The following is a 25,116-nucleotide window of genomic DNA, read 5'->3' on the forward strand; positions in this document are numbered from 1 at the left end:
AATGGTATAAAAAATTATTGTTATTGGTTTTTTTGAAAGAAATTCTTGGCTCTCTATAACAACAAAAAAGCAACCCTTTGCAAGATTGCTTTTTTGAATATATGTGTTTGTCGGCTTGCCTACCAACAGTTCGAACTTTTTAGAGAGTTTAACCGCAATATTGTTATTTTGATTGAAGGGGATTACTGATTTGAAAAGGCATTGAAGAGCAAAAAAGTGCAACTTACAATATCAAATAAAAAAGGCAACCTTTTACAAGATGACCTTTTAAAAGAATATGTTGGCAGTGGTAGGGTTTTGAGGTAGAGGTAATTATTGTATGAGATTTGCCTCGGGTAGATGGAATTGAAAAGGGGATTTTTTATGTTGGATAAACTACGCTGGGGTAAGGTGTTTTTAAACCAGCTAATTTGATAAACTACTTGGCTTTAAAATTCTATTTCCTTAATAGGTTCATCAACTATGAAAGAAACTCTATAACTTTTAAAGTGACGCCAAGGGCAAATATCACTGTACAAATCTGTATCATTAGTACCACTATGAGATAATATATATGCTTTCAACTCTTGGGCATTAAATTTCTCCGAACATGTTATTTTTGCTAAATATGATTTCCCATTAACTGCTTTCATCATATGACCTGATTCAACATTATATAAAGTGAACAATACCTTGAAATCAGAGTATACCATTCCTTCTGTCACTTTAGAAAAATCCTGTTCAAAATCGATGAGGGTAATATTAGCGCTTACTCCTTTCTCTTGTCTATACAATTTCGAAATTTCTGTAACAATTTTTGATTTTATAATTTTAGAAAATGTATTCCAGTTGATAGAGTTTTTTAAAGGTAACGCGCTATTTTGAGCATATAATTTTGTAGTAAGCAAAGAAAGCCACATCACTATAGTAAATAGTATAGAATAAAATTTTTGATTCTTCATTTTGGCATTTTTATGTTATAAAGTTCAATTAAAAATTTGGATAAGGCTGTAATTTGAGATTGAGTAGGCAGATGACCATTGGTGTAAAAAGAACTTTTAGGGTCAAGAAAATATTGTACCGAACCAACGAATATATGGGTATTGATTATTGGCGTATCAAACCCGTTGTTACCTGATGGGTTCTTAAGACCGAGTTGAGCATTTGCTAATACAGATTTTTCTTGTGAGTATTTCCTTGCAGGACTTCTATCAGCAATTATTGAATAAGTTATGTTAGTTGGATTTTCAATATTGTACGCATACCCCACATCTCCCATTTTAACCCCATACTCATCTTGCATTGGTTTTGAAATTACTCCGTAAGATGTTGTTCTTGGATCATAATCCTCGCCTTTAGCATTCTTGAAAACTGTACCTCCATTTTTCAGGCTGGTTTGAGACGCTCCCCGTACAACCCCTGTTTTAGGATCAATATCCGTTAACCATAAATCACCTGCACCATCAGTATCAGTATCACTTTTCCCCGTCCATGTAATACCCCCATTCTCTTTTTTTACTGTAGGCTTTTTACTTCCTCCACCTGATTTTTGGGAGCTACCGCCTCCACTAATATCACCATCCACTGTTGTTACCGTTAAACCTCCTTCAAATGTTGAGGAATGGTTATAAATAGAACCTGCAATATCATCCGGCCAATTGGCACTTTGTGCTTCCATCCCATCTTTATCTATGAACCGTTCGGGGTTATCCAATGCATAGTTGTAGGGCGAAAAGCGGCGCATTTGCTCTGCCAATGGATCAACACCATTCTATCTGCCTAATTGAGGATCTTGCATTCTAGCACCAAAATCATACAGTTCTATACCACTGCCATCACCAAACTCCCGGTGCTGTAATTCCTTGACATTGTATTTATATTTATTTTCTGTACCGCCTGCTGCTTTACTGCTGATGCCTGCCATCGTCAAACCAAACGGATAATAATGAGTCTCTTCCAACAAAGGCCCTCGTGTATGCACTACCTGTACATTATCAAAGAACACATCTACCGGACTTTCATTGCTGCAGTAAATATAAATATATCCATTTTTGGGTATTTGTATACCCTGTATGCTGGCATCGTTATGGTTGTCTATTACTACTCCACTACTGCCTACCACACTAAAGCCACCGCTAATTTAACGAAATAAAAATGGTATAAAAAATTATTGTTATTGGTTTTTTTGAAAGAAATTCTTGGCTCTCTATAACAACAAAAAAGCAACCCTTTGCAAGATTGCTTTTTTTAAAATATGTGTTTGTCGGGTGGACTGGATTCGAACCAGCGACCCCTTGCACCCCATGCAAGTGCGCTACCGGGCTGCGCCACCACCCGAACCTATAAGGGATTATTTCCCTAAGGGGCGGCAAATATAAGAACAAAAGAATTTTTCAGGCTATATTGCACAAAATTTTATTTGCAATTCATGAAAATTCTTTTGAAACAAGTTACCATATCTGATGCCAATAGTGAATTCAATGGTACTACTCAGGATATTTTAATTGAAAATGGTAAAATAACTGCTATTCAACCTCAATTAAACATTGATGCAGATCAAATTATTCATTTACCAAATGCATATGTTTCACAAGGATGGGTTGATCCTTTTGTACATTTTTGCGATCCGGGTTTTGAATACAGAGAAACCATTGAATCGGGTGCAAAGGCAGCAGCGTCAGGTGGCTTTACTCGCGTTGCTACATTACCCAATACAAAACCCATTATTCAAAATAAAGCACAAATAGAATACATTACTAATACCTCTAACCAATATGCTACCATTGTACATGCATTGGGTGCCATTAGTAAAAATATTGAAGGAAAAGAGCTGGCAGAAATGTATGAGATGCATCATGCCGGCGCATTGGCATTTACCGATGGACTAATGCCCCTACAATCATCTGCATTAATGGTAAAAGCCCTTCAATATATTAAAGCTTTCAATGGTATAATTATCCAAATTCCGGAAGATACCACCATCACCCCGCATGGATTGATGAATGAAGGTGTAGTATCAACCCAAATGGGTTTGCCCGGTAAACCGGCCGTATCAGAAACTTTAATGATAGCAAGAGATATTCATTTAGTTGAATATACCGGTTCTGCCATACATTTTACCGGCATTACTACTGCAGCTTCCATACAACTAATTAAAGAAGCCAAACAAAAAGGATTAAAAGTAAGTTGCTCCGTAACACCACAACATCTTTGGTATTGTGATGAAGACTTGAAAAACTACGATACGAATTTAAAATTAACCCCTCCGTTACGTACTAAATCGGATATGCTTGCCCTTCGGGAAGGATTGCTAAATGGCGTGATTGATGCTATTACCACACACCATACCCCTGTTGAAGTTGATAAAAAGGTTTGCGAATTTGAATATGCACAACCGGGTATGATTGGCTTGCAAACTGCTTATAGCATTATTAATAGCATTTTTAAAGACACACCTGAACATATTAAAACCAATTGGTTAGGCAACAACATACGAAACATTTTTAATTTACCCAATGCGGCCATTATGCCCGGAAATACGGCAGAACTGACGTTATATAACAATGCTGAAACATTCAGTTTTTCATTACAAAACAATAAAAGTAAATCTGCCAATACCCCATTTTTAAATAAACCCTTTACAGGTAAGGTTTACGGAATAATTAATAAAGACAAAGTTTTCTTGAATGAATCATCTTACCATGGAAGTTAGTTATACATCACATATTCGAAAAGGATTGATTATTGCAGCAATTATTATTGCCATTAACCTGATTGGACATTTTAGTAACCTTATATTGTTACCTTGGTATGGATTTATTATTTTAACCATATTCATTATTGCATCGTTCATAAGCACATGGATATTTAACACACAAACCAAAGGGTATGAACCCTTTTCTGCTACATTAAGCCATGGCTTTAAAACGGTGGCAGTTGCTACCGTTATATTTTTTGTGTACAATTTTTTGGCAATGCATTATTTTTTTCCCGGTTATGTTACCAATCAAATTGAAGCGTTGAAGCAAGAGGCATTGCAACATGGTGAAAAAATGGAAAGCTTTACAACTAATATTGATAAAGCCAAACAAATTTATATTAACACACAATTAGCAGGAATTTTAATTTTATATTTATTAGCCGGTGGCGCAGGAGCCTTATTGGCTGCTGTTTCAGCCCCCAAAAAATTTAAACCAACCACTTCTGAATAAATTACAATGGATATATCAATAGTAATACCCTTATTGAATGAAGCGGAATCATTGCCCGAACTTTGCCAATGGATTGAACGGGTAGTAAATGCCAATCACTTTAAATATGAAATTATTTTAATTGATGATGGCAGTACGGATAACAGCTGGGAAATTATTGAACAGCTTGCAGCCAATAATCCCAACATCAAAGGCATTAAATTTCAACGGAATTATGGCAAAAGTGCTGCTTTGAATGAAGGTTTTAAAGCTGCCAAAGGCAATGTAATTATTACAATGGATGCAGATTTACAAGATTCGCCCGATGAAATACCTGCCTTAAACCAAATGATTATGGAGGAAGGTTTTGATTTGGTGAGCGGTTGGAAGAAAAAAAGATATGATAACAAACTCACCAAAAATATTCCTTCTAAAATATTTAATGCCGCTGCCCGTTGGAGCAGTGGTATTCCATTACATGATTTTAATTGTGGCTTAAAAGCCTACAGAAAAAAAGTGGTAAAAAGCATTGAGGTATATGGTGAAATGCACCGATATATTCCTGTAATAGCTAAATGGGCCGGATTTAGAAAAATTACCGAAAAAGTTGTGGCGCACCAACCCAGAAAATATGGTGTTTCAAAATTTGGTTGGGAACGATTTATTAATGGCTTTTTAGATTTGGCTACCATTAGTTTTGTTAGTCGCTTTGGAAAAAAACCCATGCATTTTTTTGGATTATGGGGTACCCTGTTTTTTTGCATTGGTTTAGTTAGTAGCATTTACTTAATAATTGCCAAAATAATAGAAACTGATTTTTCATTAACAAATCGCCCAATATTTTATATTGCCCTCACTTCTATGATAATTGGTATGCAACTATTTTTGGCCGGATTTATTGGCGAATTAATTGCACGCAATGCATCGGAAAGAAATGTTTATCTAATAGAAGAAAAAATACATTTGTAATGAGTATGCCCGCATCAGTGGTTATCATTGGCCCGGCACATCCTTTACGCGGCGGACTGGCCTCATTTAACGAACGACTTGCACGTGAATTTCAAAGTGAAGGTTGTAGCACTACCATTTACACATTTTCATTGCAATACCCTTCATTTTTATTTCCGGGTACCACTCAATACTCTACTGAGCCCAAACCCGGCGATTTAAATATTAAAGTTTGCATTAATTCCATTAATCCATTCAACTGGTTAAAAGTAGGTTTTCAACTTAAAAAACTACAACCTGATTTGTTGGTGGTGCGTTATTGGTTACCCTTTATGGGACCTTGCCTCGGAACTATTTTACGCATTGTCCGTTCCAATAAACATACCAAAATTGTTTGCATTGCCGACAATGTTATTCCGCACGAAAAACGACCGGGTGATACCCTATTTACCCGCTATTTTACTAAATCGGTTGATGGTTTTGTAACCATGAGCGATAAAGTGTTACAAGATTTAAAATTATTTACACAAAAACCTGCCACTAAAATTGTACATCCCCTTTACGACAATTTTGGTGAAGTAATTCCAAAAAGTGAGGCAAGAAGTCACTTACATCTTCCAAGCAATGAGAAAATAATTTTGTTTTTTGGTTTCATAAGGGCTTATAAAGGTTTAGACATGCTTTTGCAAGCCATGCATGAATCAATGATTCAGCAGGCAGGTATTAAATTATTAATTGCAGGTGAATTTTATGAAGACAGAGCCAAATACGACAATATTATTCAAGAATTATCATTACAATCACAACTTTATTTAAAAACCGATTTTATTCCCGATAGTGAAGTAAAATATTACCTCAGTGCTGCCGATTTTGTAATACAGCCTTATAAAAATGCCACACAAAGTGGCGTAACACCCTTAGCCTATCACTTTGAGAAACCGATGTTAGTGACCAATGTGGGCGGTTTGCCCGATTTGGTTCCCCATTTAAAAGTTGGAATTATTGCAGAACCTAATGCCAAAGCCATTGCGGCAGGTATTTGCGAATTGTATAAATTGGGTGAAGATTTCTTTTTAACGCATCTTCGTGAAGAAAAAAAGAAATACAGCTGGCAAAATTTAACAAAAGCAATTACACAAGTTGCTGAAATATAAATATTAAATTTGTTTATTATTTATGATTTACAGAAGCAAAACGCCATTACGTTTAGGCCTTGCCGGAGGGGGAACCGATGTTAGTCCTTATAGCGACGAATTTGGTGGTGCCATCTTAAATGCTACTATTTCCTTATATGCATATGCATCTATTGAACCCATTCAGGAAAACGGTATTATTATTGAAGCCATTGATAGAAGAGAAGAACAACGTTTTGAATGGACAAACGAACTTCCCATTAACGGACAATTAGATTTAGCAAAAGGCGTTTACAATCGCATACAAAAAGATTACGGATTGCCACTTACCGGCTTTAAACTATCAACCTTTGTGGATGTTCCTGCTGGAAGTGGATTAGGCACTTCTTCTACTTTAGTAGTTGCCATTATTGGTGCATTTGCTGAAATGCTGAAATTACCCCTGGGCGATTATGATATAGCCCATTATGCTTATGATATTGAAAGAAACGATTTAAAATTAGCTGGTGGTAAACAAGATCAATATGCTGCAACTTTTGGGGGCGTAAACTTCATGGAATTTTATGCAGAAGATAAAGTAATTGTAAACCCATTGCGTATTAAACAAGAATATTTAAATGAGCTGGAACACAACCTGGTATTGTATTATACACAAACCAGCCGCGAATCGGCCGATATTATTAAAGAACAGCAAAAAAATGTTCACGCCAAAAATGAAAAAAGCATTGAAGCAATGCACCAATTAAAAGAACAATCTAAAATGATGAAAGAAGCCTTACTAAAAGGGCGCTTGCATGAAATAGGCGAAATTCTTGATTTTGGTTTTCAGGAAAAAAGAAAAATGGCGCACAATATTTCCAATTCATTTATTGATGACATTTACGAATCGGCTAAATTAGCCGGCGCAACCGGCGGAAAAATCAGTGGTGCCGGCGGTGGTGGATTTATGACATTTTACTGTCCAAACAATACCCGTTATAAAGTTATTGATGTATTAAATAATTTTGGGGGCGTTGTAAAATCGTACCAATTTACTCATCACGGACTAACTACCTGGTCAGTTCAATAAAATAAACGTATTATGCAAAACAGATTTTCTGCAATTATTAATGCCTCTATTCAGGTTAAACAACAAATTTTACAAAACGAACAATTATTACAACAATTACAAAATGCAGTTGAAGTAATTACTGATGCATTTAAAAAAGGAAACAAAGTGCTGTTTTGCGGAAATGGCGGAAGCGCAGCAGATGCACAACATTTGGCAGCAGAATTTTCAGGGCGATTTTATAAAAACAGAAAGGCATTACCGTCAGAAGCGTTACATTGTAACACATCTTATTTAACTGCTGTTGCAAATGATTATAGCTATGATGTTATTTATGCCCGTATTATTGAGGGAACAGGAATAAAAGGCGATGTGTTGGTGGGATTAAGTACTTCGGGAAATTCACCCAACATTTTAAAGGCTTTTGAAGCAGCACACCAAAACGGAATGATTACAATTGGATTTACGGGTAGTACCGGTGGTAAAATGAAAGATTGCAGCGATATTCTTTTAAATGTACCTTCAACCGATACACCGCGTATTCAAGAAAGCCATATTATGTTGGGACATATTATTTGCGAATTGGTTGAGGAAAATGTATTCGGATAAAAAATTATCGTTCTTCAAACATTAAATACCAACATTTGTAATGACCGAAGCCATTATTCTTGCAGGCGGTTTAGGTACAAGGCTACAACAAACTGTACCCCATTTACCCAAATGCATGGCGCCAATTAATGGTAAGCCATTCCTTTCATTTGTAATTCACCATTTGCAAAACCAGGGAATAGAAAAATTCATATTTTCATTAGGTTATAAGCATGAATACATTACACAATTTATTCATGAAAATTTAGCGAAAAATAGTTTTGAAATTGTTATAGAAAATGAGCCTTTAGGTACCGGCGGTGCCATTCAATTCGCTTGTACCAAAGCAAGCACTGATAATGTGCTAATTACCAACGGTGATACCTTATACAAAATCAATTACCGCGCATTTCATGAATTTCATTTACAAACCCATGCAACTTGCAGTATTTGCTTAAAACCCATGCAAAACTTTAGCAGATATGGCGCAGTAACCATTAATCAGCAAAATGAAATAATTGCTTTTCATGAAAAAAACTTTACACCTCAAGGATACATCAACGGCGGGGTGTATATGTTGCATTTACCCAAATTCTTGCAATTGAGTTTCCCTGAAAAATTTTCATTTGAAAAAGAGTTTCTTGAAAAGCAAACCAATAATCATGAATTGTTTGGCTTTGTGCAAGATGCCTACTTTATAGATATTGGTATTCCGGAAGATTATGCTAAAGCACAAATAGAATTGAAGTAAATAATAAAAAATTGCACATGAGTAATTTACCTGTAATTGACAAAAACTGGACTTTATTTTTAGACAGAGACGGCGTAATTAATGTTGAAAAAAAGGAAGAATACATTTTGAATTGGGATGAATTTCAATTTTTACCGGGTGTATTGGAAGCATTACACATGCTGAATGCCGCATTTGGAAAAATTGTAATTGTAACCAATCAAAAATGCATTGGCAAAGGATTGTTAACGGTTGCAGGATTAAATACCATTCACAACAACATGCTTAACATTATTGAAGAAAATGGCGGGCGTATTAACAAAATTTATTTTTGCCCCGATTTAGCCGATGATTCACCCAACCGAAAACCGCAGCCCGGCATGGCCTTTCAAGCAAAAAATGATTTTCCGGATATTAACTTTTCTAAAAGCATTATGATTGGTAATAAATTAAGCGATATGGCTTTTGCTAAAAATGCGTGCATGTATTCCATTTTTGTAGCCACTACTAACCCCGAAACACCATTCCCCCACCCTTTAATTGATGCACGTTTCAACGATTTAATTGATGCCGCCAAGGCATTAACAAAAGCCTAAATTTCTCATCATTCCATTAAGCAATCGGTACTATCCTTTTGCTGTTTCGTATATTAGTGCAATATTTTCAATATGCGATTACTTTTCAGTACACTTTTATGTTTTTACTCGTTCTACGCTTTTACACAGCCTATTCCTGCCAGCAGTGTTCAAGCAATTCAAAAAATTGAGCCCATTCTTCAAAAAGATGCACATGAAATTGTATTTGCCAATGACTGGATTGAACGCTTTCAAGCAGATAGTGCCTTCATTCGCAATTTTGTAAAGGCTTTGAAAACACCTTACTCATTTTATTATCCTTTCGATTCCGTTCAAAATATTTCAAAATTATATGCGCCTGACAGTAGCTTTAGAATTTTCTCTTGGCAGGTAATGAAAGATTTTACTTATTACAGACAAAGAGGTGCCATACAAATGCGAACCTCAGATGGCAGCTTAAAGCTTTATCCACTTTTTGATGCATCGGAATTTACCAAAGCACCTACTGATTCTATTCGTACACCCAATAATTGGATTGGGGCTATTTACTATAAAATTATTTTGACAACTTATAAGAATAAAAAATATTACACCTTGTTGGGTTTAGATGAAAACAATGCCCGTAGCGAAAAAAAATGGATAGAGGTTTTGACATTCAATGCTGAGGGCTATCCTGAATTTGGTGGCAATTATTTCAAATATCCTGCCGATGGTATAAAACCACCACAACCCGCTTATCGCTTTTGTATTGAATATAAAAAAGATGCAGGTGTGCGCATGAATTATGATCCAAAATACCAAGCCATTATTTTTAGCAGGGTTGTCAGTGAATCACCTTCCGAAAAAAATCCTTACAATCTTATCCCCTATGGCGACTATGAAGGTTTTAGATGGGTAAATGGGTATTGGGTATATGTAAACAATCCATTTCAAAATATAATTTTCGACAAAAACCAAACCGATTTACCTGCACCTATTTTGGATGACAAAGGAAACAGAAAAGAAAAAGTACTGGAAGAAATTTCAAAAAAGAATATGGAAAAAGCCCAGCAGAAAAAAGATTCAACCAACAACCAAAAGTAGCAATGGGTTAGCAAGATGATGAGGTGCTCTCGTCTTGCTGATTTTCTTTTTTTACACTACAAAAATTTTCATTTACGCATATTTCATTTCGGCAAAATGTTCTTTGCAAACAGATGTTATTTGAGCTTAAATCTAAACATCCAATAACAAGTTGATGCGTTGATGAATTAACCACTGTAAATATTTTCTGTTACAGTGTTTTAATTTCTTTTCTTGTTGCAAGGCTAATTGCTTGCTTGTAAAAACTTGCACAAAAATTAATTTACAGGGTCTCTTGGTACTTGTAAATGTACTTTCTCCATTATTGTGTTGAATGAAACGCTTTTCATAGTCTTCAGTAAAACCTTTATACCAATCACCAACTTGCAGACTTTCTATGATGTACACATCATACATAAATCACATAAGTATTTCACATTTTAATTTAGTGCAATTTGAGGAAATAAATCACATACTTGCTACTAGACCGGACGGGATTCGAACCCGTCTCGCCTCTGGCGAGATGACAACGCGGCATTCAACAGCATAACATTTAGGCAAAAAAAAGCCATGCACTTTTTGCATGGCTTCTTGCGGACCGGACGGGACTCGAACCCGCGACCTCCGCCGTGACAGGGCGGCATTCTAACCAACTGAACTACCGATCCAATATCTTTAAGTCAAAATTAACCTTCACTTATTAACGAGATGTTTTTTCTACGCATTCAACTCATTTTTCCGTTACTTATCTCGTTTTCGGGACGGCAAAGATAAGGGGAATGATATTTTCAAAACAAATCTTTTCTAAAAAAAATTACAAACCCTAATTTTACCACCTCAATCATACTTTTAAATTATGCCACAATACCCAAACAGACAATTCCTCGACTTCGAACAACCTATTAAAACATTGTACGAAGAAATTGAAAAATTAAAACAAACTGCAGAAAAAAGTAAAATAGATATGAGTGATAGCATTCAAAAACTTGAGAATGCTATTATTGAAAAACGTAGAGAAATTACCGCCTCTCTTACGCCTTGGCAAAGAGTGCAGTTAAGTCGTCATCCCGACAGACCCTACACCAATAAATACATTGAAAAAATGTTAACCAACTATGTTGAGTTACATGGCGATAGAAATTTTCGCGATGACAAAGCCATGGTTGGTGGATTTGCACAACTTAACGGTGAAACCGTTATGGTAATTGGTCATCAAAAAGGTATTAACACTAAAATGCGTCAAGAACGCAACTTCGGCATGGCTAATCCCGAAGGTTACAGAAAAGCTTTACGCTTAATGAAACTGGCAGAAAAATTTAATAAACCCATCATCACATTCATTGATACACCCGGCGCATATCCCGGCTTAGAAGCCGAAGAACGCGGACAAGGCGAAGCCATTGCCAGAAATATTTATGAAATGACACGCTTGCAAGTTCCGGTAATTTGTGTTATTATTGGCGAAGGTGCCAGCGGTGGCGCATTAGGCATAGGTGTTGGCGATAGAATTTTAATGATGGAAAATACTTGGTACACTGTAATCTCGCCCGAAAGTTGCAGCTCAATTTTATGGCGCAGTTGGGATAAAAAAGAAGTAGCTGCCGAGCAATTACGCCTTACAGCAACCGATATGAAAGGCTTTGGCTTAGTTGATGAAATTGTACCCGAGCCAATTGGCGGTGCACATTGGGATTATAATGAAGCTGCGGCATTACTCAAAACTTCCATTTCCAATGCATTGGAACAAATAAAAAATATGGACCCTGAAGTTCGTGTTCAGCAACGCATCGAAAAATTCAACAAAATGGGATTTTGGGATGAATTGCCTGTTGAGTCAACGCAAGTACAATAATCATCGTCCCTTGCGTCGCACACTTGTACTTGGGCAACATATAGCAACAGATTTTAATAAACATTTTAGGCAAAAACAATGAACAATTTAACCGGCATTTTAAAAGGAACAGGTGTTGCCATTATAACACCTTTCACAAAAACAAAAGCAGTTGACTATGCTGCTTTAGAACGTGTAATTGAACACCTAATTAAAGGCGGTGTTGAATATATTGTTACTTTGGGTACAACGGGCGAAACACCTACTTTAACAAAAAATGAAAAATTAGAAATCATTCATTTTACATACGAAAAAGTAAATAACCGCGTACCGGTTGTTGTGGGTATTGGCGGCAATAATACACAAGCAGTAATTGATGATGTAAAATCATATCCGCTTGATAAAGCTACCGCAATACTAAGCACAGCCCCTTACTACAACAAACCCTCGCAACAAGGCTTGTATGAGCATTATAAGGCCATTGCGGAGGCTGCACCGAAGCCTGTGCTTTTATACAACGTACCCGGTCGTACCGGCAGAAATCTATCATCAGCAACTACGCTAAAATTAGCACACGAAGTGCCCAATATTGCAGGCATTAAAGAAGCCAGCGGCGATTTTCAACAATGCATGGAAATATTACGCGATAAACCGAACAACTTTTTAGTAGTAAGCGGTGATGATGCAATTAGTTTACCGCTCATTGCATTAGGTATGGATGGTGTAATTAGTGTAGCAGCCAATGCATTTCCAAAGGAGTTTTCTAACATGATACGTTATTGTTTGGACGGCAACTATCAATTAGCCCGCCCCATTCAATACCAATTGCTACAAGCTTTCGATTTAATGTTTGCAGAAAATAATCCTGCAGGTGTAAAATCTTTTATGCATCAATTAACCCTAATTGAAAACGAATTACGTTTACCTGTTGTTCCGGTTAGTTCAGAATTAGAACAAAAAATAAAAAACTGGTTAAAGTTGTATCAGCAATAGTTGCACTTGTTCATAAAACGCAATGAAAAAAATAATCATAGCAATTGATGGCTACTCATCATGCGGTAAAAGTACGTTAGCAAAAGCCCTTGCCAAAAAGTTACATTATTTGTTTCTTGACAGCGGGGCAATGTATCGTGCAATTACCTATTATTTTATTGAACACAAGGTAAATACCAATCAATTAACAGAAGTTGAAAAAGCACTAAAGAATATTCAATTATCATTTCAGTTCAACAAAGAAACGGCTGACAATCATATTCTGCTTAATGGAATAAATGTAGATAAAGAAATAAGAAGCATGGCCATTAATGCAAAAGTGAGTGAAGTAGCCGCCATTGCTGAAGTTAGAAAGTTTGCAGTTGCACAACAACAGCAAATAGGCCTTAATAAAGGCATTGTAATGGATGGGAGAGATATTGGCACTACAGTATTTCCAAATGCAGAACTCAAAATTTTTGTTACTGCCGACACTACCGTTAGAGTAGAAAGAAGATTTAAAGAGTTATATGCATCTAACCCAAATATTACAATAGAAGACGTAAAAGCCAATTTGGAAATGCGCGATTACATTGATACCAATCGTACAGAAAGCCCACTACGTAAAGCAGATGATGCAAAGTTGTTAGACAACACCAACTTAAACAAAGAAGAACAATTAAATATTGCTTATCAATGGGCAATGGAAAAAATAAATGCCTTCAATTAGTATTTAATTTTGAAGGCATTTAGTGTGATTTTTATTTCTATAAAAATTACCAAAACACGGTATATAGTGCAGCTAAAATACCACACACAATTAATGTACCCACCAAAAATGCAGGATTTAATTTAAACATTGATTTTTCAACTTCTAAGCCTTTCGGAATTACCCCTCTTCTATTCTCAATGACACTAATGATAAACATACCAACAATACAAATTATAAATACAAATCCCATTCTATCTAAAAATGGAATTTCATAAACACCCGATTCGTTGGGAATAGAAAAACCAAAGGGTGCCAAAAAGGATAAATTCATCACAAAGGGTAAAAATTTAAAAATAATGGATAGTAAAAAACCACCAATAGTAGCAAACAATGCCGCATTCGATGTGGTTTTTTTCCAAAAGAATCCCAGAATAAACATGGCAAAAATACCCGGTGACACAAATCCCGTATACTCTTGTATGTACTGAAATCCGCCTTTCTTATCAATGCCCATCAATGGTGCAATGATAATAGCCAATATCATTGCAACAATGACTACTATTTTTCCAACAAATACGGTTTTATGTTCATTGGCTTCCGGATTAATTTTCTTTTTATAAATATCTAACGTAAAAATGGTAGATATACTATTGGCTTTTCCGGCTAATGATGCTACCACGGCAGCAGTAAGTGCTGCAAATGCTAGCCCTTTTAAACCGGCAGGCAGCAAATTCATTAATACAGGATATGCTTTGTCCGTATTAACTTCACCATTTTGTAACATAGCTTGTTGAAAGTCGCCTTTTTGATAAAGCACAAAAGCGGCAATACCGGGCAACACAACAATTACCGGCATTAATAATTTTAAAAAAGAAGCAAATAATAATCCACCACGAGCAGTTTTTAAATCAGCCCCCAATGCACGTTGTGTAATGTATTGGTTACAACCCCAATAATTTAAGTTTACAATCCACATACCGCCAATTAAAACAGTCAATCCAGGTAAATCAATGTAATTAGGATTATCGCGTTTTAATATCATGTGGAAATGATCATTAGCATTGGTCATCATTAAATGAAAGCCGTTTAATATGCCATTGGTTCCAAACTTATTGGCTACTAAATTCAATGCTAAGTAGGTAGTTACTAATCCACCAAGTATTAAGAAAAACACTTGAATTACATCGGTAAAGCCAATTACCTTCATACCCCCCAAAGTAATAAATATGGCAAATACAGCTAACAGATACATACATAAAGTAGTATTGATACCTGATATGCTGTTAATGGCTAATGCACCTAAATACAAAATGGAAGTTAGATTTACCACAACGTACAATAATAACCAAAACACAGCCATAATCATTGCCACCGTTCCGTTGTAGCGTTGATTTAAGAACTGCGGCATGGTATAAATCTTATTGCGCAGATACACAGGAATAAAAAATATGGCAACAATCAATAGGGTTAAGGCTGCCATCCACTCATAGGTAGAAATGGCAAGGCCCATTTTAAAACCATTACCACTCATTCCAATAAATTGCTCAGCAGAAATATTAGATGCAATTAAAGATGCCCCAATAGCCCACCAGGTTAATGAGCCTTCAGCCAAAAAATAATCGTGCGAAGCAGAAATGGTTGCTTTCTTTTTCCGCCTGTAAACCCAATAACCATATAGCGAAACAATAATGAAATAACAGAAAAAAACGAGGTAATCGTATAAATGAAGGCCTTGCATATTTGAATTTTAATGATCAATAAATATTAAATGTAACGGTTAATAATATTTTCAAAATATTCCTGTTTACCACTTACTACATTGGGTTCACCATGGTTTGCTGCATAGTTACGCAAATCCTCTAACGTAAGTTTACCTTCTTCAAACAGCTTACCTTCGCCACTATCATAACTGGAATACCTTTGTGTACGAAGCTTTTTATATTCAGACTGATTTAAAATTTTATCAGCTACTACCAAAGCTCTGGCAAAAGTGTCCATACCACCAATATGAGCATAAAACAAATCAAGGTTGTCGGTTGAGTTTCTTCTACGCTTAGCGTCAAAATTTATTCCTCCGCCTTGGAACCCACCGGCTTCCATAATCACCAACATTGCTTCCGTAATTTCATTAATATTATTGGGGAATTGATCAGTATCCCAACCATTTTGATAATCGCCTCTATTCGCATCCATACTGCCTAAAACACCTGCATCAGCAGCAACTTGTAATTCATGTTGAAAAGTATGACCCGCCAATGTAGCATGATTTACTTCAATATTCAATTTAAAATCATTCAACAAATCATACTGTCTTAAAAAACCAATAACAGTTTCACTATCATAATCATATTGGTGTTTGGTAGGTTCGCATGGTTTAGGTTCAACAAAGAAATTACCTTTAAAACCATTTCTTCTGGCATAATCTTTAGCTGTATGTAAAAAGCGGGCTAAATGCTCTTTTTCACGTTTCATGTTGGTATTTAATAAACTCATGTAACCTTCTCTTCCACCCCAAAAAACATAATTAGCACCATTTAAAGCTATGGTTGCATCAATAGCAGCTTTCACTTGTGCGGCAGCATGGGTTAATACCAAAAAGTCGGGGTTAGTGGCAGCGCCGTTCATAAATTTTCTATGACTGAATAAATTGGCAGTACCCCATAATAATTTCACGCCGCTATCTTTTTGTTTTTGTTGTGCATATTCCACAATGGTGAATAAACGCTTTTCATTTTCAGCAATATCATTGGTAAAATCAACTACATCAACATCATGAAAACAATAGAAAGGAATATTCATTTTAGTGATAAACTCAAATGCAGCATCCATTTTTTCTTTAGCTCTTGCAATAGGATCTGTATGCGTATTCCATGCATACAAATGTGTTGGCTCACCAAATGGGTCAGCACCATTACCAACAAATGAATGCCAATAAGCACATGCAAATCGCAACCAATCTTTCATTGGTTTACCTGCAACAACCTGTTCTGCATTATACCATCTAAATGCAAGCGGGTTGTCTGTTTCAGGGCCTTCATATTTAATTGCACTTACTTCTTTAAAAAACTGTTTGTTTCCGGTTACAATGTTCATAGCGTTTCTTTTTAAATTATTAAAGATGATTATTCATTTTTTCGTTAAGTAATGCCTCCCACTTTTCATATAGTGCGGCATAATGTTCCATTTTATATTTATCAGGCTCAATTATCTGAATGGGTTGCTGATACTTCATGGCATCTTTTATGGAAGTAAATACTCCTAAACCAATTGCTGCGCCTAATGCTGCACCGGCACTACCATCATTATTATATAAATGCAAAGGCACCCCCGTATTCTGAACAAAAACATCTGCAAACAATTGGCTTAAAAACATATTCGCTTTCCCTGCTCGAATTACTGAAGGTGAAAGTTGAATGGAGCGCATAATATTCAAACCATACTTAAACGCAAAAGCAATGCCTTCTTGAGCAGCGCGGTAAAAATGAGCTTCGCCATGTTTATTTAAATCAATATTGGCAACATGTGCAAACAGTGTTTTATTCATTAGAATTCTTTCCGCACCATTGCCAAATGGCAGCATAAGCAGGCCTTCTGAGCCGGCAGGTACTTGTTCTGCCAATGCATTCATATTTTCATAACTGTGTATTGAGCCTGTAATTTTTTTAAGCCAGCTGTTCAAGATACCCGTTCCATTAATGCACAACAACACACCTATACGTTGTAATTGACGTTGATAATTTACATGTGCGAAACTGTTAATGCGTGATTGATGGTCATAAATCAACTGTTCACTAACGCCGTATATAACACCAGATGTACCGGCGGTAGCAGCAAATTCACCGGGTTCAGAAACATTTAATGAAAGCGCATTATTAGGCTGATCACCAGCTTTATAAGTTACCGGAATGCCCGGTTTTAAACCTAAATTTTCTGCAATATTGGATAACAACTCGCCATGTTTAGAAAAAACAGGATGGATGTCTGGAAAGAATTGTTTATTAAAATTATAATATTGCAATAACGCATTACTGATTTGCTTTTCTTTAAAATCCCAAAATATACCTTCGGATAATGCAGATTCTGTAGTTGTTGCGTGGCCTGTAAATTTTAATGCAAGGTAATCACCTGGTAACAATACCCGATGAATTTGATTGAAAATATGGGGCTCATTATCCTTTACCCAGGCTAATTTGGCAGCAGTAAAATTGCCGGGAGAATTTAATAAATGTGTTAAGCAAAATTCATTACCCAACGCATTCAGTGCAGCATCACCATAAGGTACTGCCCTGCTATCGCACCAAATAATACTATTACGCAATGGTTGGCATTGATTGTCGATTAAAACCAATCCATGCATTTGGTACGCAATACCAATAGCTTGAATGTGTTTGGGATTATATAGATGAGTAGCATTTGCTTTTAATATAGCTTGTTGCACATCGCTCCACCATTGTTCAGGATTTTGTTCGGCCCATCCGGGTTCTAAACTTATAATAGCTCGTTCCGATTCAGGATACTGAACCGTTACAATTGTTTTTGCAGTAGAAAGTTCCACTACTGATACTTTGACTGATGAAGTACCCAGGTCAATCCCTAAAACATACATACTTTAACTATTTTCAAATGGCCTATAATAAATGCAATCAGAATGCATCAAAAATAGTTGTTAGTACAGAATGCAAACAACTGCTATTTTTAAAAAGAAATATGCTATCTTATCATTTATTTGTAGTTTTAGAAAAATTTTCTGATAAAATAGAGGTTATTTTTTAAACTATGCAACCACTAATTCAAAAAATACATATTGAACAAGATAGCTCATTCGCTTGCAGAACATACAGAACACCGAATTTTGAAACGAATTGGCATATGCACGAAGAATATGAATTGATATTAATTACAGAAGGCAATGGAACCGCGTTGATTGGAGATTATGTAGGCAACTATAATACCGGAGATATTTTTTTCCTTTCGGGCAATTTACCGCATTGGTTTAGAAAAGCGCATCACAAAATGATTGGAAGTGCTATTGTTGTTCATTTTACCAAACAATTTTGGGGAGAAACATTTTTATCATTGCCGGAATTAAAAACCATTAACCAATTACTTACAGGGCCTAACAATGGGATACAACTAAACAAAAATTTACGTGCAAAAATTGCCAAGGATTTAATTGCATTGGAAAAGCTAACTGGCTTTAATAGCATTACACAATTGTTACAAAGCTTATATTCAATTAGTACCTCTAAAGAAATAACCATCATTACATCAAACTTTTCTTTAACATCATCAAGTAAAGAAAATTCAGTTATAGAAAAGATATTTGAATATTCATTGAAAAATTATTTAAAGCATATAACACTGGAAGAAGTTGCAGCGCTTGCTGAAATGAGCATACCAACATTTTGCAGATTTTTTAAAAAAAATATCAAAAAAAGTTATTTTGATTTTTTGCAAGAATTAAGAATAGGGCATGCATGTAAACTACTACAAGCAAGTAATGATAACATCATTGACATTTGCTACAATAGCGGCTATAACAGCTGGGCTCATTTTAGTAAGCAATTTAAAAAGATTAAGCAGGTTACCCCTTCACAATACAGAAAACAATTTAAAGCCATTGCTTAAATATTCGATTGCATCATTAATACTTGTAAAGGTGATACAGGACTTAAGAAATTATTCAATGAACGTTTTATAAAACTATTTTCTTTTTTGTTTTTTTCCGGGTTAATTAAAATCATATCGGCATTAATTTGTTGCGCATACTGAACTAAAATATCAGGCGCATTGGCTCCTGAAAGCATTTTATAATGTGGATTGAACCCTTCATCTTTCAAGCGCTTATATGTCAGATAAAAAACGTCTGCTATAACTTTAGATTGTTCTTCATTATCGTTTAAAATAGTTATAATATAAATTTGAGCATTATATTGACGCGCAAAGGCAGAAGCTAATTCAATTTTTTTGTCGGGCAAAAAAGAATAAACAGGTATAAGAATTGATTTTATATTTTGCTGCAAAAAACCTCCATTTACACTTAAAACAGGGCAATTAGCATTTTGTACAATATAATTGTGGTTAATACCTGCTGAATAATACAAATTTTTTAAGCTTTGTCGAATAGATAAAACCAAATCAATTTGGTTTTCATGTATGTATTGTACCAACGCAGGATTAATGGCACCGTCAATAAGCACACCGGTATAAACAGCTATATCAGGATAGGTTTTAAAAACTACTGTTTGTATTTCATTTAAAACAATATCTGCTTCTATCTTTTTTTGCAACATTCGTTTATTCTTAAAATGCTTATTCACGCTTTGCTTAAAACCTAATATTGTTTTCCAGCTGAAATAAGGTATAACGAAGATAAAATGTAACTCTAAAGCAGGATTATCGGCAAATGCTGCAATTTTTTTTATTACAGTTTCTGAGTTAATATTATAATTTATTAATACAAGTATTTTTTTGAAAGGTAGCATTGATACAATTTGGGACAAACAAACATACATTACAAAAATTAGCAAGCTATTAATAGGAAATTAGAAGTTAATTAAACAAAAAAGCCACGCTTAGAAAAGTGCGGCTTTAATTAACCCTGCTTGAGTATATGAGAAAACCTTAAATAGTTATTATTTATTTTTTTCCAATAACTTAAAGAATTGATCCAGTTGAGGAAGTATAATAATTCTTGTTCTTCTGTTAGCTGCTCTACCCTCTTTTGTATCATTAGGTGCAACCGGGGCGTACTCACCGCGACCTGCTGCTGTAATTCTTTTAGGATCTATTTTATAATTATTCTGCAAAATTCTGGTAACAGCAGTTGCACGCTTAACACTCAAATCCCAGTTATCCAATAAAAGACCATTGCGGTATGGTTTAGAGTCTGTATTACCTTCAACCATAAATTCAATATTGGGATGTGCATTTAAAACCTGGGCTACTTTACCTAAAACTTCCTTGGCTCTATTGGTAACTGTATAACTTCCACTGTTAAACAGTAATTTATCTGAAATATCTATATAAACAACATCCTTTTCTACCTTAATATTAATGTCAGTATCATTCACATCACTAAGAGCACTTTTCAAGTTCATTACCAATGCCATATTCAAAGAATCTTTTCTAGCCAAAGAACTTTGTAAATTGGCAATGTAACTGTCTTTAGCATTTAAATTGGCTAAAGATTGCTTAATGCTTTCAGCTTGAGCGCCTGAAACCACTGATAAATCCTTTAATTGATCTAAAACTTGTGTGTTATTTTTCTTTAAGAAATCAATTTGTTTGTTTAAATCATCAATTTTAGCCAATAAGTCAGCTTTTTGCTTCGCCAAATCTGTCTTTTGATCACTGGTGTTTTTTAAATTTCCTTGGCACTCTCTTAATTCGTTTTGTTTAGCAACATAAGCAGAATCAAGCTGTGCATATTTTGCTTCGGCAGTTCTAAGTTTTTTCGGGCTCACACATCCAACTCCCATTAATAATAAAGAAGTTGCAGATAATATAGTTAAAGAGAGTTTCATTTAAAAACATTTATTGTTCATGGAGCATTTAAATATTTCTTTACTCAAAAAAAGATAATATTTAAAAACGAATGCAAGTTATGTGGTATTAATTAGCCGGCTATTAATACTAGATTAGAAAAGAATTAAAACTTTATATTAAGTGGAATGAACGACCTATAGGTAGAACAATGGTAAATTGAGAACCCTGACCTACTGTGCTTTTGATAGTGATATTTCCCTTATGCATTTTAATGATTCGTAAAGCAAGGGGTAAGCCCAACCCAAAGCCATGTTTATTTTCGGCTTCTTCGCCTCGATAGAAGGGTTGAAAAATTAAATCTAAATCTTTTTGCGAAATTCCGGGACCATTGTCTTTTACAATTATGTATAGCTCATAATCTGAGAATGAAAGTGAAACATTTGCAGTATGATCGGGCGAATACTTACAAGCATTGGTTACTATATTTTTTATGGCACTAAACAATAAATCATTATTTCCAAAAACTAACAGTTTGTCCTCATTTTCCGGAAAAGTATCAAAATGCAATTGTACATTATATGCGGCATTTGTTTTTCGTAATTCAACAGGCAATCGCATAAGCAATTCATCAATCCGAACCAAAGAAAGCTCAATACCATCGGAGGTACCGCTGGCTTTTGCTATTTCAAGCAAACTTCTGGTTAATTGATTTAAATTTTTAACATCATCATAAACAGAAGAAATGACAGCTTTGTATTCATCGGCAGTTCGTTCATTTTGCATAGTAATTTCAAGCTGGCTTGATATAGCGGTTAAAGGCGTGGAAAGTTCATGCGAAGCATTGGCGATAAACCTTCTCTGAATTTCAAATGACTCTTGCAAACGATTCATTAAGTCGTTAAAGGTATAAGATAATTGATACAACTCATCCTTAGGCTCTTTTAATTCAATTCTTCGAGATAAGTTTTGTGAGGAAATTTCTTTTACCTCTTTTGTAATTTTTTGAATGGGATGCACAATTCTTTCTGAAAAAAACAGACCCGACAAAAAGGTAATTAAAACACCTATTATGAAACTAAACAATAAAATTAACTTAAGCTCATCCAGTTTTTGAAATCCGTCTTTATCAAATGCGGCACCTACAACAATATAACTATTATCACCATCGGTATAATTCACTGCCACAACATCTCTACCTTCATAATTAAAAAAGTAAGTGCCTTTTTCTTTCGCTTTTAAAAGAATGTTGGCATTAATTGGAACAGGTGTAACATTTTCATCGGCATAGCTATATATAATGTTTCCTGCACTATTAAAGATTTGAAAACTTTTTTGATCTAATGAAATTTGTGTTATTTCATCAATTCTTCTAAGTAAGTTTGGATTAATGCCTGATACTTTAAACAATAAACTAACCGTTGTAATCGCTCGGTTTTTTATCCGTTCTCTAAAAGAGAAAGCCCTATTTAAATTTGAAAAATAAAATATGGAAGCACACAATAGCAGCAATATGAATGATACAACCAGGGTAAACAAAACTGCAATGCGATATTTAATCTTCATATGGGTTAATTAAAATTATAGTAATACAGCATATTTTGATGCCATATTAACGGGTGTGCTCTTCTTTTAAAACGTATCCCATTCCTACTTGTGTATGAATTAACTTCACAGGAAATTGTTTGTCAATTTTATTTCTTAAATAGTTTACATAAACATCAATTACATTGGTTTGTGTATCAAAATCAATATCCCACACTTTTTCAGCAATATCGGCGCGAGACAGTACTCTGTTTCTATTTCGCATAAAATATTCCAACAATTGAAATTCTTTAGCGGTTAATACAATTTTTTGGTCACCCCGTTTCACTTCTTTGCTATCTAAATTCATTTCCAAATCAGCAACACGCAAAATATTACCCATTGGAACTTGTTGATTAAGTGTACGTTTCAACAATGCACGAATTCTAACCAACAGCTCTTTAAACTCAAATGGCTTTATAACATAATCATCTGCACCGGCATCAAACCCTTCTATTTTATCATCGGTAGTACTAAGAGCAGTTAGCATAATAACGGGAACATGTTGATTATGCGTACGAATAAACTTGCATAATTCATATCCATTCATACCCGGCAAATTCACATCTAGTATAATCAAATCGTACTCATGTTGTTGAAACAGGCGCTTTGCAATAGCACCATCAAAAACAGCTTCAACCTCATAACCGTTTTCCGATAAGCCTTTTTTTAAAGCTTGCGCAATTTTTGATTCATCTTCAACCAATAAAATTCTTTTTTCATCCATAAACATCTGTCTTTTTGTTTTGCTGCTTTTTAATTTGAATTAGAAGTATTTATATAGCCAAAATGAATTTGTTTTAGCCAAACAATATATTTCTAATTGTTTATTAACTTATTCGGTTCTAATAATTCCTGACCTTCGCCCCGATTTTTGTATAAAATTATGCGAAATTTAAGTTTAAACCGTATTTAGAATGTTAAGAGCAATCATGAATACTATCAACAAAATTAAAAGAGCAGGAAAAAAACTTTACGATAATTTTCATAATGATACAATTAGAAGAAATATTTTAGGTGCCATTCCTTACTGGATTGCCTCTTTACTGGTGGGTTTAATTGCAGTTTATTACGGAAAAGCATTTACATGGGCAGAAAATTTAGGGATGAGTATTTACTTGAAACACAAATACCTTCTTTTTATAATTCCACCCATTGCATTTATAATTGCATGGTGGCTTGTTAAACAATTTGCACCTTTTGCTAAAGGAAGCGGTAATGCACAAGTAATGGCTGCCATAGAAATTGCCAAACCAAATAATGAAGAGAAATTAACCAAATTATTAGGAATTAGAATTATTATCATTAAAATTTTATCGAGCTTAATATTCATATTTGGCGGTGGTGTACTAGGAAGAGAAGGCCCCATAATACATATAAGCAGTTCTATATTTAGAAAAGTTAATGAATGGTTACCGGATTGGTGGCCAAAAATTTCAAAGAGGTACATGATTATGACCGGTGCGGCGGCAGGTTTATCTGCTGCATTCAATACACCTTTAGGAGGTATTGTTTTTGCTATGGAAGAATTAACAAAATCGCATATTAGCAATTTTAGAACTTCCATTTTTTCTTCACTTATTATTGCCGGTTTAACTACACAAGCATTAGCAGGTCCATTTTTATATTTAGGATATCCCAATGTTGCACATCTGTCCAACTTCATTTTTATTCCGGTTATAATAGTAGGAGTCATTGCAGGTATTTTAGGTGCAACAATGGGATATTATGTTTTGAAAATTATAAAGTGGAAAGATGGTTTTAAAAAAACTTATCAATCTATCTTATATATAGTAGTTGGGGCATTAATATTAGCTACCATTGCTTATTACATAGATATGCGGATATTGAATTCAGGAAAGGATTTAATGACAAATATTTTATTTGAAAGCAACAAACATTTGCCTTGGTATTTACCCATATTAAGAACAGTGGGTATAATTATTTGTAACCCTATGGGTGGTGCTGCAGGAATAATGGTCAACTCTTTAAGTGCAGGATCAACAGTTGGAGCAGTGATTGCGGGTTGGTTACATGCATCGGCTAGTGATACCAATGTACTTATTTTAGCGGGAATGGTGGCTTTTTTAACAGGCTTAAGCAGAACACCCTTTACCTGTGCTATTTTAGTTTTAGAAATGACGGATAGGCATACTTTAATTTTCCACTTACTTGTTGCGGCAATGATTGCAAATATGGTTGCATTAATTATTGATAAACATTCGTTTTATGATAGAGTAAAAGAGCGTTTGTTACACGAGCTGAATAAAGGATAATCT

The 25,116-nt window shown here is 34.9% G+C and carries 25 protein-coding genes and 2 tRNA genes; 14 read left to right on the forward strand and 13 right to left on the reverse strand.

The genetic code is table 11. The annotated features are described in order from the left end of the window. Positions 1-428: 428 nt before the first annotated feature. The 4 genes from LX80_RS09635 to LX80_RS09650 all read right to left on the reverse strand — a co-directional run bounded on the left by LX80_RS09635 (position 429) and on the right by LX80_RS09650 (position 2,316). On the reverse strand, positions 429-941 hold the full coding sequence (locus LX80_RS09635) for a hypothetical protein (RefSeq protein ID WP_111295715.1): 513 nt from the start codon (positions 939-941) through the stop codon (positions 429-431). Further along, positions 938-1,735: a hypothetical protein gene (locus LX80_RS09640; protein WP_146250464.1), complete on the reverse strand. Its 798-nt coding sequence runs from the start codon at positions 1,733-1,735 to the stop codon at positions 938-940. The genes LX80_RS09635 and LX80_RS09640 overlap by 4 nt, the downstream gene beginning before the upstream one ends. A gap of 15 nt (positions 1,736-1,750) precedes the next feature. Next, a complete protein-coding gene (locus tag LX80_RS09645) occupies positions 1,751-2,101 on the reverse strand; it encodes a hypothetical protein (RefSeq protein ID WP_111295718.1) in 351 nt (116 codons plus the stop codon). A gap of 141 nt (positions 2,102-2,242) precedes the next feature. Beyond that, positions 2,243-2,316 (reverse strand) — tRNA-Pro (locus LX80_RS09650). A gap of 91 nt (positions 2,317-2,407) precedes the next feature. Between LX80_RS09650 and LX80_RS09655 the strand changes: the two genes are divergently transcribed. The 9 genes from LX80_RS09655 to LX80_RS09695 all read left to right on the forward strand — a co-directional run bounded on the left by LX80_RS09655 (position 2,408) and on the right by LX80_RS09695 (position 10,274). Beyond that, positions 2,408-3,691: a dihydroorotase gene (locus tag LX80_RS09655; protein ID WP_111295720.1), complete on the forward strand. Its 1,284-nt coding sequence runs from the start codon at positions 2,408-2,410 to the stop codon at positions 3,689-3,691. After that, positions 3,666-4,190, forward strand: a complete 525-nt coding sequence (locus LX80_RS09660; protein ID WP_111295722.1) for a DUF4199 domain-containing protein — start codon at positions 3,666-3,668, stop codon at positions 4,188-4,190. Before LX80_RS09655 ends, LX80_RS09660 begins: the two co-directional genes overlap by 26 nt. Before the next feature lie 6 nt (positions 4,191-4,196). Then, positions 4,197-5,138 (forward strand): glycosyltransferase, encoded by a 942-nt coding sequence (locus tag LX80_RS09665; protein WP_111295724.1) that lies wholly within the window; start codon positions 4,197-4,199, stop codon positions 5,136-5,138. Further along, positions 5,138-6,271 (forward strand): glycosyltransferase, encoded by a 1,134-nt coding sequence (locus tag LX80_RS09670; RefSeq protein ID WP_245898034.1) that lies wholly within the window; start codon positions 5,138-5,140, stop codon positions 6,269-6,271. Before LX80_RS09665 ends, LX80_RS09670 begins: the two co-directional genes overlap by 1 nt. Positions 6,272-6,293: 22 nt before the next feature. Next, on the forward strand, positions 6,294-7,319 hold the full coding sequence (locus LX80_RS09675; RefSeq protein WP_111295726.1) for a GHMP family kinase ATP-binding protein: 1,026 nt from the start codon (positions 6,294-6,296) through the stop codon (positions 7,317-7,319). 12 nt (positions 7,320-7,331) lie between these two features. Next, positions 7,332-7,907 (forward strand): D-sedoheptulose 7-phosphate isomerase, encoded by a 576-nt coding sequence (gmhA, locus tag LX80_RS09680; protein ID WP_111295728.1) that lies wholly within the window; start codon positions 7,332-7,334, stop codon positions 7,905-7,907. A 40-nt stretch (positions 7,908-7,947) separates the two neighbouring features. Further along, entirely contained in the window at positions 7,948-8,637 is a 690-nt protein-coding gene (locus LX80_RS09685) for a nucleotidyltransferase family protein (RefSeq protein WP_111295730.1), read from the forward strand. 17 nt (positions 8,638-8,654) lie between these two features. Continuing rightward, positions 8,655-9,212 (forward strand): D-glycero-alpha-D-manno-heptose-1,7-bisphosphate 7-phosphatase, encoded by a 558-nt coding sequence (locus LX80_RS09690; protein WP_111295732.1) that lies wholly within the window; start codon positions 8,655-8,657, stop codon positions 9,210-9,212. A 72-nt stretch (positions 9,213-9,284) separates the two neighbouring features. Beyond that, positions 9,285-10,274 (forward strand): hypothetical protein, encoded by a 990-nt coding sequence (locus LX80_RS09695; protein ID WP_111295734.1) that lies wholly within the window; start codon positions 9,285-9,287, stop codon positions 10,272-10,274. 132 nt (positions 10,275-10,406) lie between these two features. Here the strand turns inward: LX80_RS09695 and LX80_RS09700 are convergent, their stop codons facing one another. Further along, complete coding sequence (locus LX80_RS09700) at positions 10,407-10,670, reverse strand: GIY-YIG nuclease family protein (RefSeq protein WP_111295736.1); 264 nt, start codon at positions 10,668-10,670, stop codon at positions 10,407-10,409. Positions 10,671-10,847: 177 nt separating this feature from the next. Beyond that, positions 10,848-10,921 (reverse strand) — tRNA-Asp (locus LX80_RS09705). 188 nt (positions 10,922-11,109) lie between these two features. Here LX80_RS09705 and LX80_RS09710 point away from each other — a divergent pair. The 3 genes from LX80_RS09710 (at position 11,110) to cmk (ending at position 13,786) form a co-directional block, all read left to right on the forward strand. Continuing rightward, positions 11,110-12,105 carry an acetyl-CoA carboxylase carboxyltransferase subunit alpha gene (locus tag LX80_RS09710; RefSeq protein WP_111295738.1) on the forward strand — a complete coding sequence of 332 codons (996 nt, stop codon included), beginning with the start codon at positions 11,110-11,112 and terminating at the stop codon, positions 12,103-12,105. 78 nt (positions 12,106-12,183) lie between these two features. Further along, positions 12,184-13,077, forward strand: coding sequence for a 4-hydroxy-tetrahydrodipicolinate synthase (dapA, locus tag LX80_RS09715; protein ID WP_111295740.1), 894 nt, complete (start codon positions 12,184-12,186; stop codon positions 13,075-13,077). 22 nt (positions 13,078-13,099) lie between these two features. Next, on the forward strand, positions 13,100-13,786 hold the full coding sequence (gene cmk / locus LX80_RS09720) for a (d)CMP kinase (protein WP_111295742.1): 687 nt from the start codon (positions 13,100-13,102) through the stop codon (positions 13,784-13,786). Positions 13,787-13,832: 46 nt separating this feature from the next. Here cmk and LX80_RS09725 read toward each other — a convergent pair whose 3' ends face one another. The 3 genes from LX80_RS09725 to LX80_RS09735 are packed head-to-tail and all read right to left on the reverse strand — an operon-like array spanning position 13,833 to position 18,374. Continuing rightward, entirely contained in the window at positions 13,833-15,506 is a 1,674-nt protein-coding gene (locus LX80_RS09725) for a sodium/sugar symporter (protein WP_111295744.1), read from the reverse strand. Between the two features lie 26 nt (positions 15,507-15,532). Beyond that, complete coding sequence (gene xylA / locus LX80_RS09730) at positions 15,533-16,861, reverse strand: xylose isomerase (RefSeq protein WP_111295746.1); 1,329 nt, start codon at positions 16,859-16,861, stop codon at positions 15,533-15,535. A 19-nt stretch (positions 16,862-16,880) separates the two neighbouring features. Next, the gene (locus LX80_RS09735) at positions 16,881-18,374 is read right to left on the reverse strand and encodes a xylulokinase (protein WP_111295748.1); all 1,494 of its coding nucleotides are present in this window, start codon (positions 18,372-18,374) and stop codon (positions 16,881-16,883) included. A 170-nt stretch (positions 18,375-18,544) separates the two neighbouring features. Between LX80_RS09735 and LX80_RS09740 the strand changes: the two genes are divergently transcribed. Beyond that, positions 18,545-19,396 (forward strand): AraC family transcriptional regulator, encoded by an 852-nt coding sequence (locus LX80_RS09740; RefSeq protein WP_111295750.1) that lies wholly within the window; start codon positions 18,545-18,547, stop codon positions 19,394-19,396. Here LX80_RS09740 and LX80_RS09745 read toward each other — a convergent pair. The 4 genes from LX80_RS09745 to LX80_RS09760 all read right to left on the reverse strand — a co-directional run bounded on the left by LX80_RS09745 (position 19,393) and on the right by LX80_RS09760 (position 23,564). Then, positions 19,393-20,253: a universal stress protein gene (locus LX80_RS09745; protein ID WP_170120434.1), complete on the reverse strand. Its 861-nt coding sequence runs from the start codon at positions 20,251-20,253 to the stop codon at positions 19,393-19,395. The genes LX80_RS09740 and LX80_RS09745 overlap by 4 nt on opposite strands. Before the next feature lie 150 nt (positions 20,254-20,403). Beyond that, on the reverse strand, positions 20,404-21,294 hold the full coding sequence (locus tag LX80_RS09750; protein WP_111295754.1) for an OmpA family protein: 891 nt from the start codon (positions 21,292-21,294) through the stop codon (positions 20,404-20,406). 133 nt (positions 21,295-21,427) lie between these two features. Further along, positions 21,428-22,819 carry a sensor histidine kinase gene (locus LX80_RS09755; RefSeq protein ID WP_111295756.1) on the reverse strand — a complete coding sequence of 464 codons (1,392 nt, stop codon included), beginning with the start codon at positions 22,817-22,819 and terminating at the stop codon, positions 21,428-21,430. A 46-nt stretch (positions 22,820-22,865) separates the two neighbouring features. Continuing rightward, positions 22,866-23,564 (reverse strand): response regulator transcription factor, encoded by a 699-nt coding sequence (locus LX80_RS09760; protein WP_211307743.1) that lies wholly within the window; start codon positions 23,562-23,564, stop codon positions 22,866-22,868. Positions 23,565-23,754: 190 nt separating this feature from the next. On the opposite strand from LX80_RS09760, the gene LX80_RS09765 reads away from it, so the two are divergent. Continuing rightward, positions 23,755-25,113, forward strand: coding sequence for a chloride channel protein (locus LX80_RS09765; RefSeq protein ID WP_111295760.1), 1,359 nt, complete (start codon positions 23,755-23,757; stop codon positions 25,111-25,113). The last annotated feature ends 3 nt before the right edge of the window (positions 25,114-25,116 follow it).

Origin of the sequence: Hydrotalea sandarakina, from assembly GCF_003254115.1 — a bacterium.
In the GTDB taxonomy this organism is placed as follows: Bacteria; Bacteroidota; Bacteroidia; order Chitinophagales; family Chitinophagaceae; genus Hydrotalea; species Hydrotalea sandarakina.

Bases quoted from the DNA above. Each gene is read 5' to 3' on its own strand.
- LX80_RS09635 (WP_111295715.1), bottom strand. From the start codon at position 941: ATGAAGAATCAAAAATTTTATTCTATACTATTTACTATAGTGATGTGG.
- LX80_RS09655 (WP_111295720.1), top strand. From the start codon at position 2,408: ATGAAAATTCTTTTGAAACAAGTTACCATATCTGATGCCAATAGTGAA.
- LX80_RS09660 (WP_111295722.1), top strand. From the start codon at position 3,666: ATGAATCATCTTACCATGGAAGTTAGTTATACATCACATATTCGAAAA.
- LX80_RS09665 (WP_111295724.1), top strand. From the start codon at position 4,197: ATGGATATATCAATAGTAATACCCTTATTGAATGAAGCGGAATCATTG.
- LX80_RS09670 (WP_245898034.1), top strand. From the start codon at position 5,138: ATGAGTATGCCCGCATCAGTGGTTATCATTGGCCCGGCACATCCTTTA.
- LX80_RS09675 (WP_111295726.1), top strand. From the start codon at position 6,294: ATGATTTACAGAAGCAAAACGCCATTACGTTTAGGCCTTGCCGGAGGG.
- gmhA (WP_111295728.1), top strand. From the start codon at position 7,332: ATGCAAAACAGATTTTCTGCAATTATTAATGCCTCTATTCAGGTTAAA.
- LX80_RS09685 (WP_111295730.1), top strand. From the start codon at position 7,948: ATGACCGAAGCCATTATTCTTGCAGGCGGTTTAGGTACAAGGCTACAA.
- LX80_RS09690 (WP_111295732.1), top strand. From the start codon at position 8,655: ATGAGTAATTTACCTGTAATTGACAAAAACTGGACTTTATTTTTAGAC.
- LX80_RS09695 (WP_111295734.1), top strand. From the start codon at position 9,285: ATGCGATTACTTTTCAGTACACTTTTATGTTTTTACTCGTTCTACGCT.
- LX80_RS09700 (WP_111295736.1), bottom strand. From the start codon at position 10,670: ATGTATGATGTGTACATCATAGAAAGTCTGCAAGTTGGTGATTGGTAT.
- LX80_RS09710 (WP_111295738.1), top strand. From the start codon at position 11,110: ATGCCACAATACCCAAACAGACAATTCCTCGACTTCGAACAACCTATT.
- dapA (WP_111295740.1), top strand. From the start codon at position 12,184: ATGAACAATTTAACCGGCATTTTAAAAGGAACAGGTGTTGCCATTATA.
- cmk (WP_111295742.1), top strand. From the start codon at position 13,100: ATGAAAAAAATAATCATAGCAATTGATGGCTACTCATCATGCGGTAAA.
- LX80_RS09725 (WP_111295744.1), bottom strand. From the start codon at position 15,506: ATGCAAGGCCTTCATTTATACGATTACCTCGTTTTTTTCTGTTATTTC.
- xylA (WP_111295746.1), bottom strand. From the start codon at position 16,861: ATGAACATTGTAACCGGAAACAAACAGTTTTTTAAAGAAGTAAGTGCA.
- LX80_RS09735 (WP_111295748.1), bottom strand. From the start codon at position 18,374: ATGTATGTTTTAGGGATTGACCTGGGTACTTCATCAGTCAAAGTATCA.
- LX80_RS09740 (WP_111295750.1), top strand. From the start codon at position 18,545: ATGCAACCACTAATTCAAAAAATACATATTGAACAAGATAGCTCATTC.
- LX80_RS09745 (WP_170120434.1), bottom strand. From the start codon at position 20,253: ATGCTACCTTTCAAAAAAATACTTGTATTAATAAATTATAATATTAAC.
- LX80_RS09750 (WP_111295754.1), bottom strand. From the start codon at position 21,294: ATGAAACTCTCTTTAACTATATTATCTGCAACTTCTTTATTATTAATG.
- LX80_RS09755 (WP_111295756.1), bottom strand. From the start codon at position 22,819: ATGAAGATTAAATATCGCATTGCAGTTTTGTTTACCCTGGTTGTATCA.
- LX80_RS09760 (WP_211307743.1), bottom strand. From the start codon at position 23,564: ATGGATGAAAAAAGAATTTTATTGGTTGAAGATGAATCAAAAATTGCG.
- LX80_RS09765 (WP_111295760.1), top strand. From the start codon at position 23,755: ATGTTAAGAGCAATCATGAATACTATCAACAAAATTAAAAGAGCAGGA.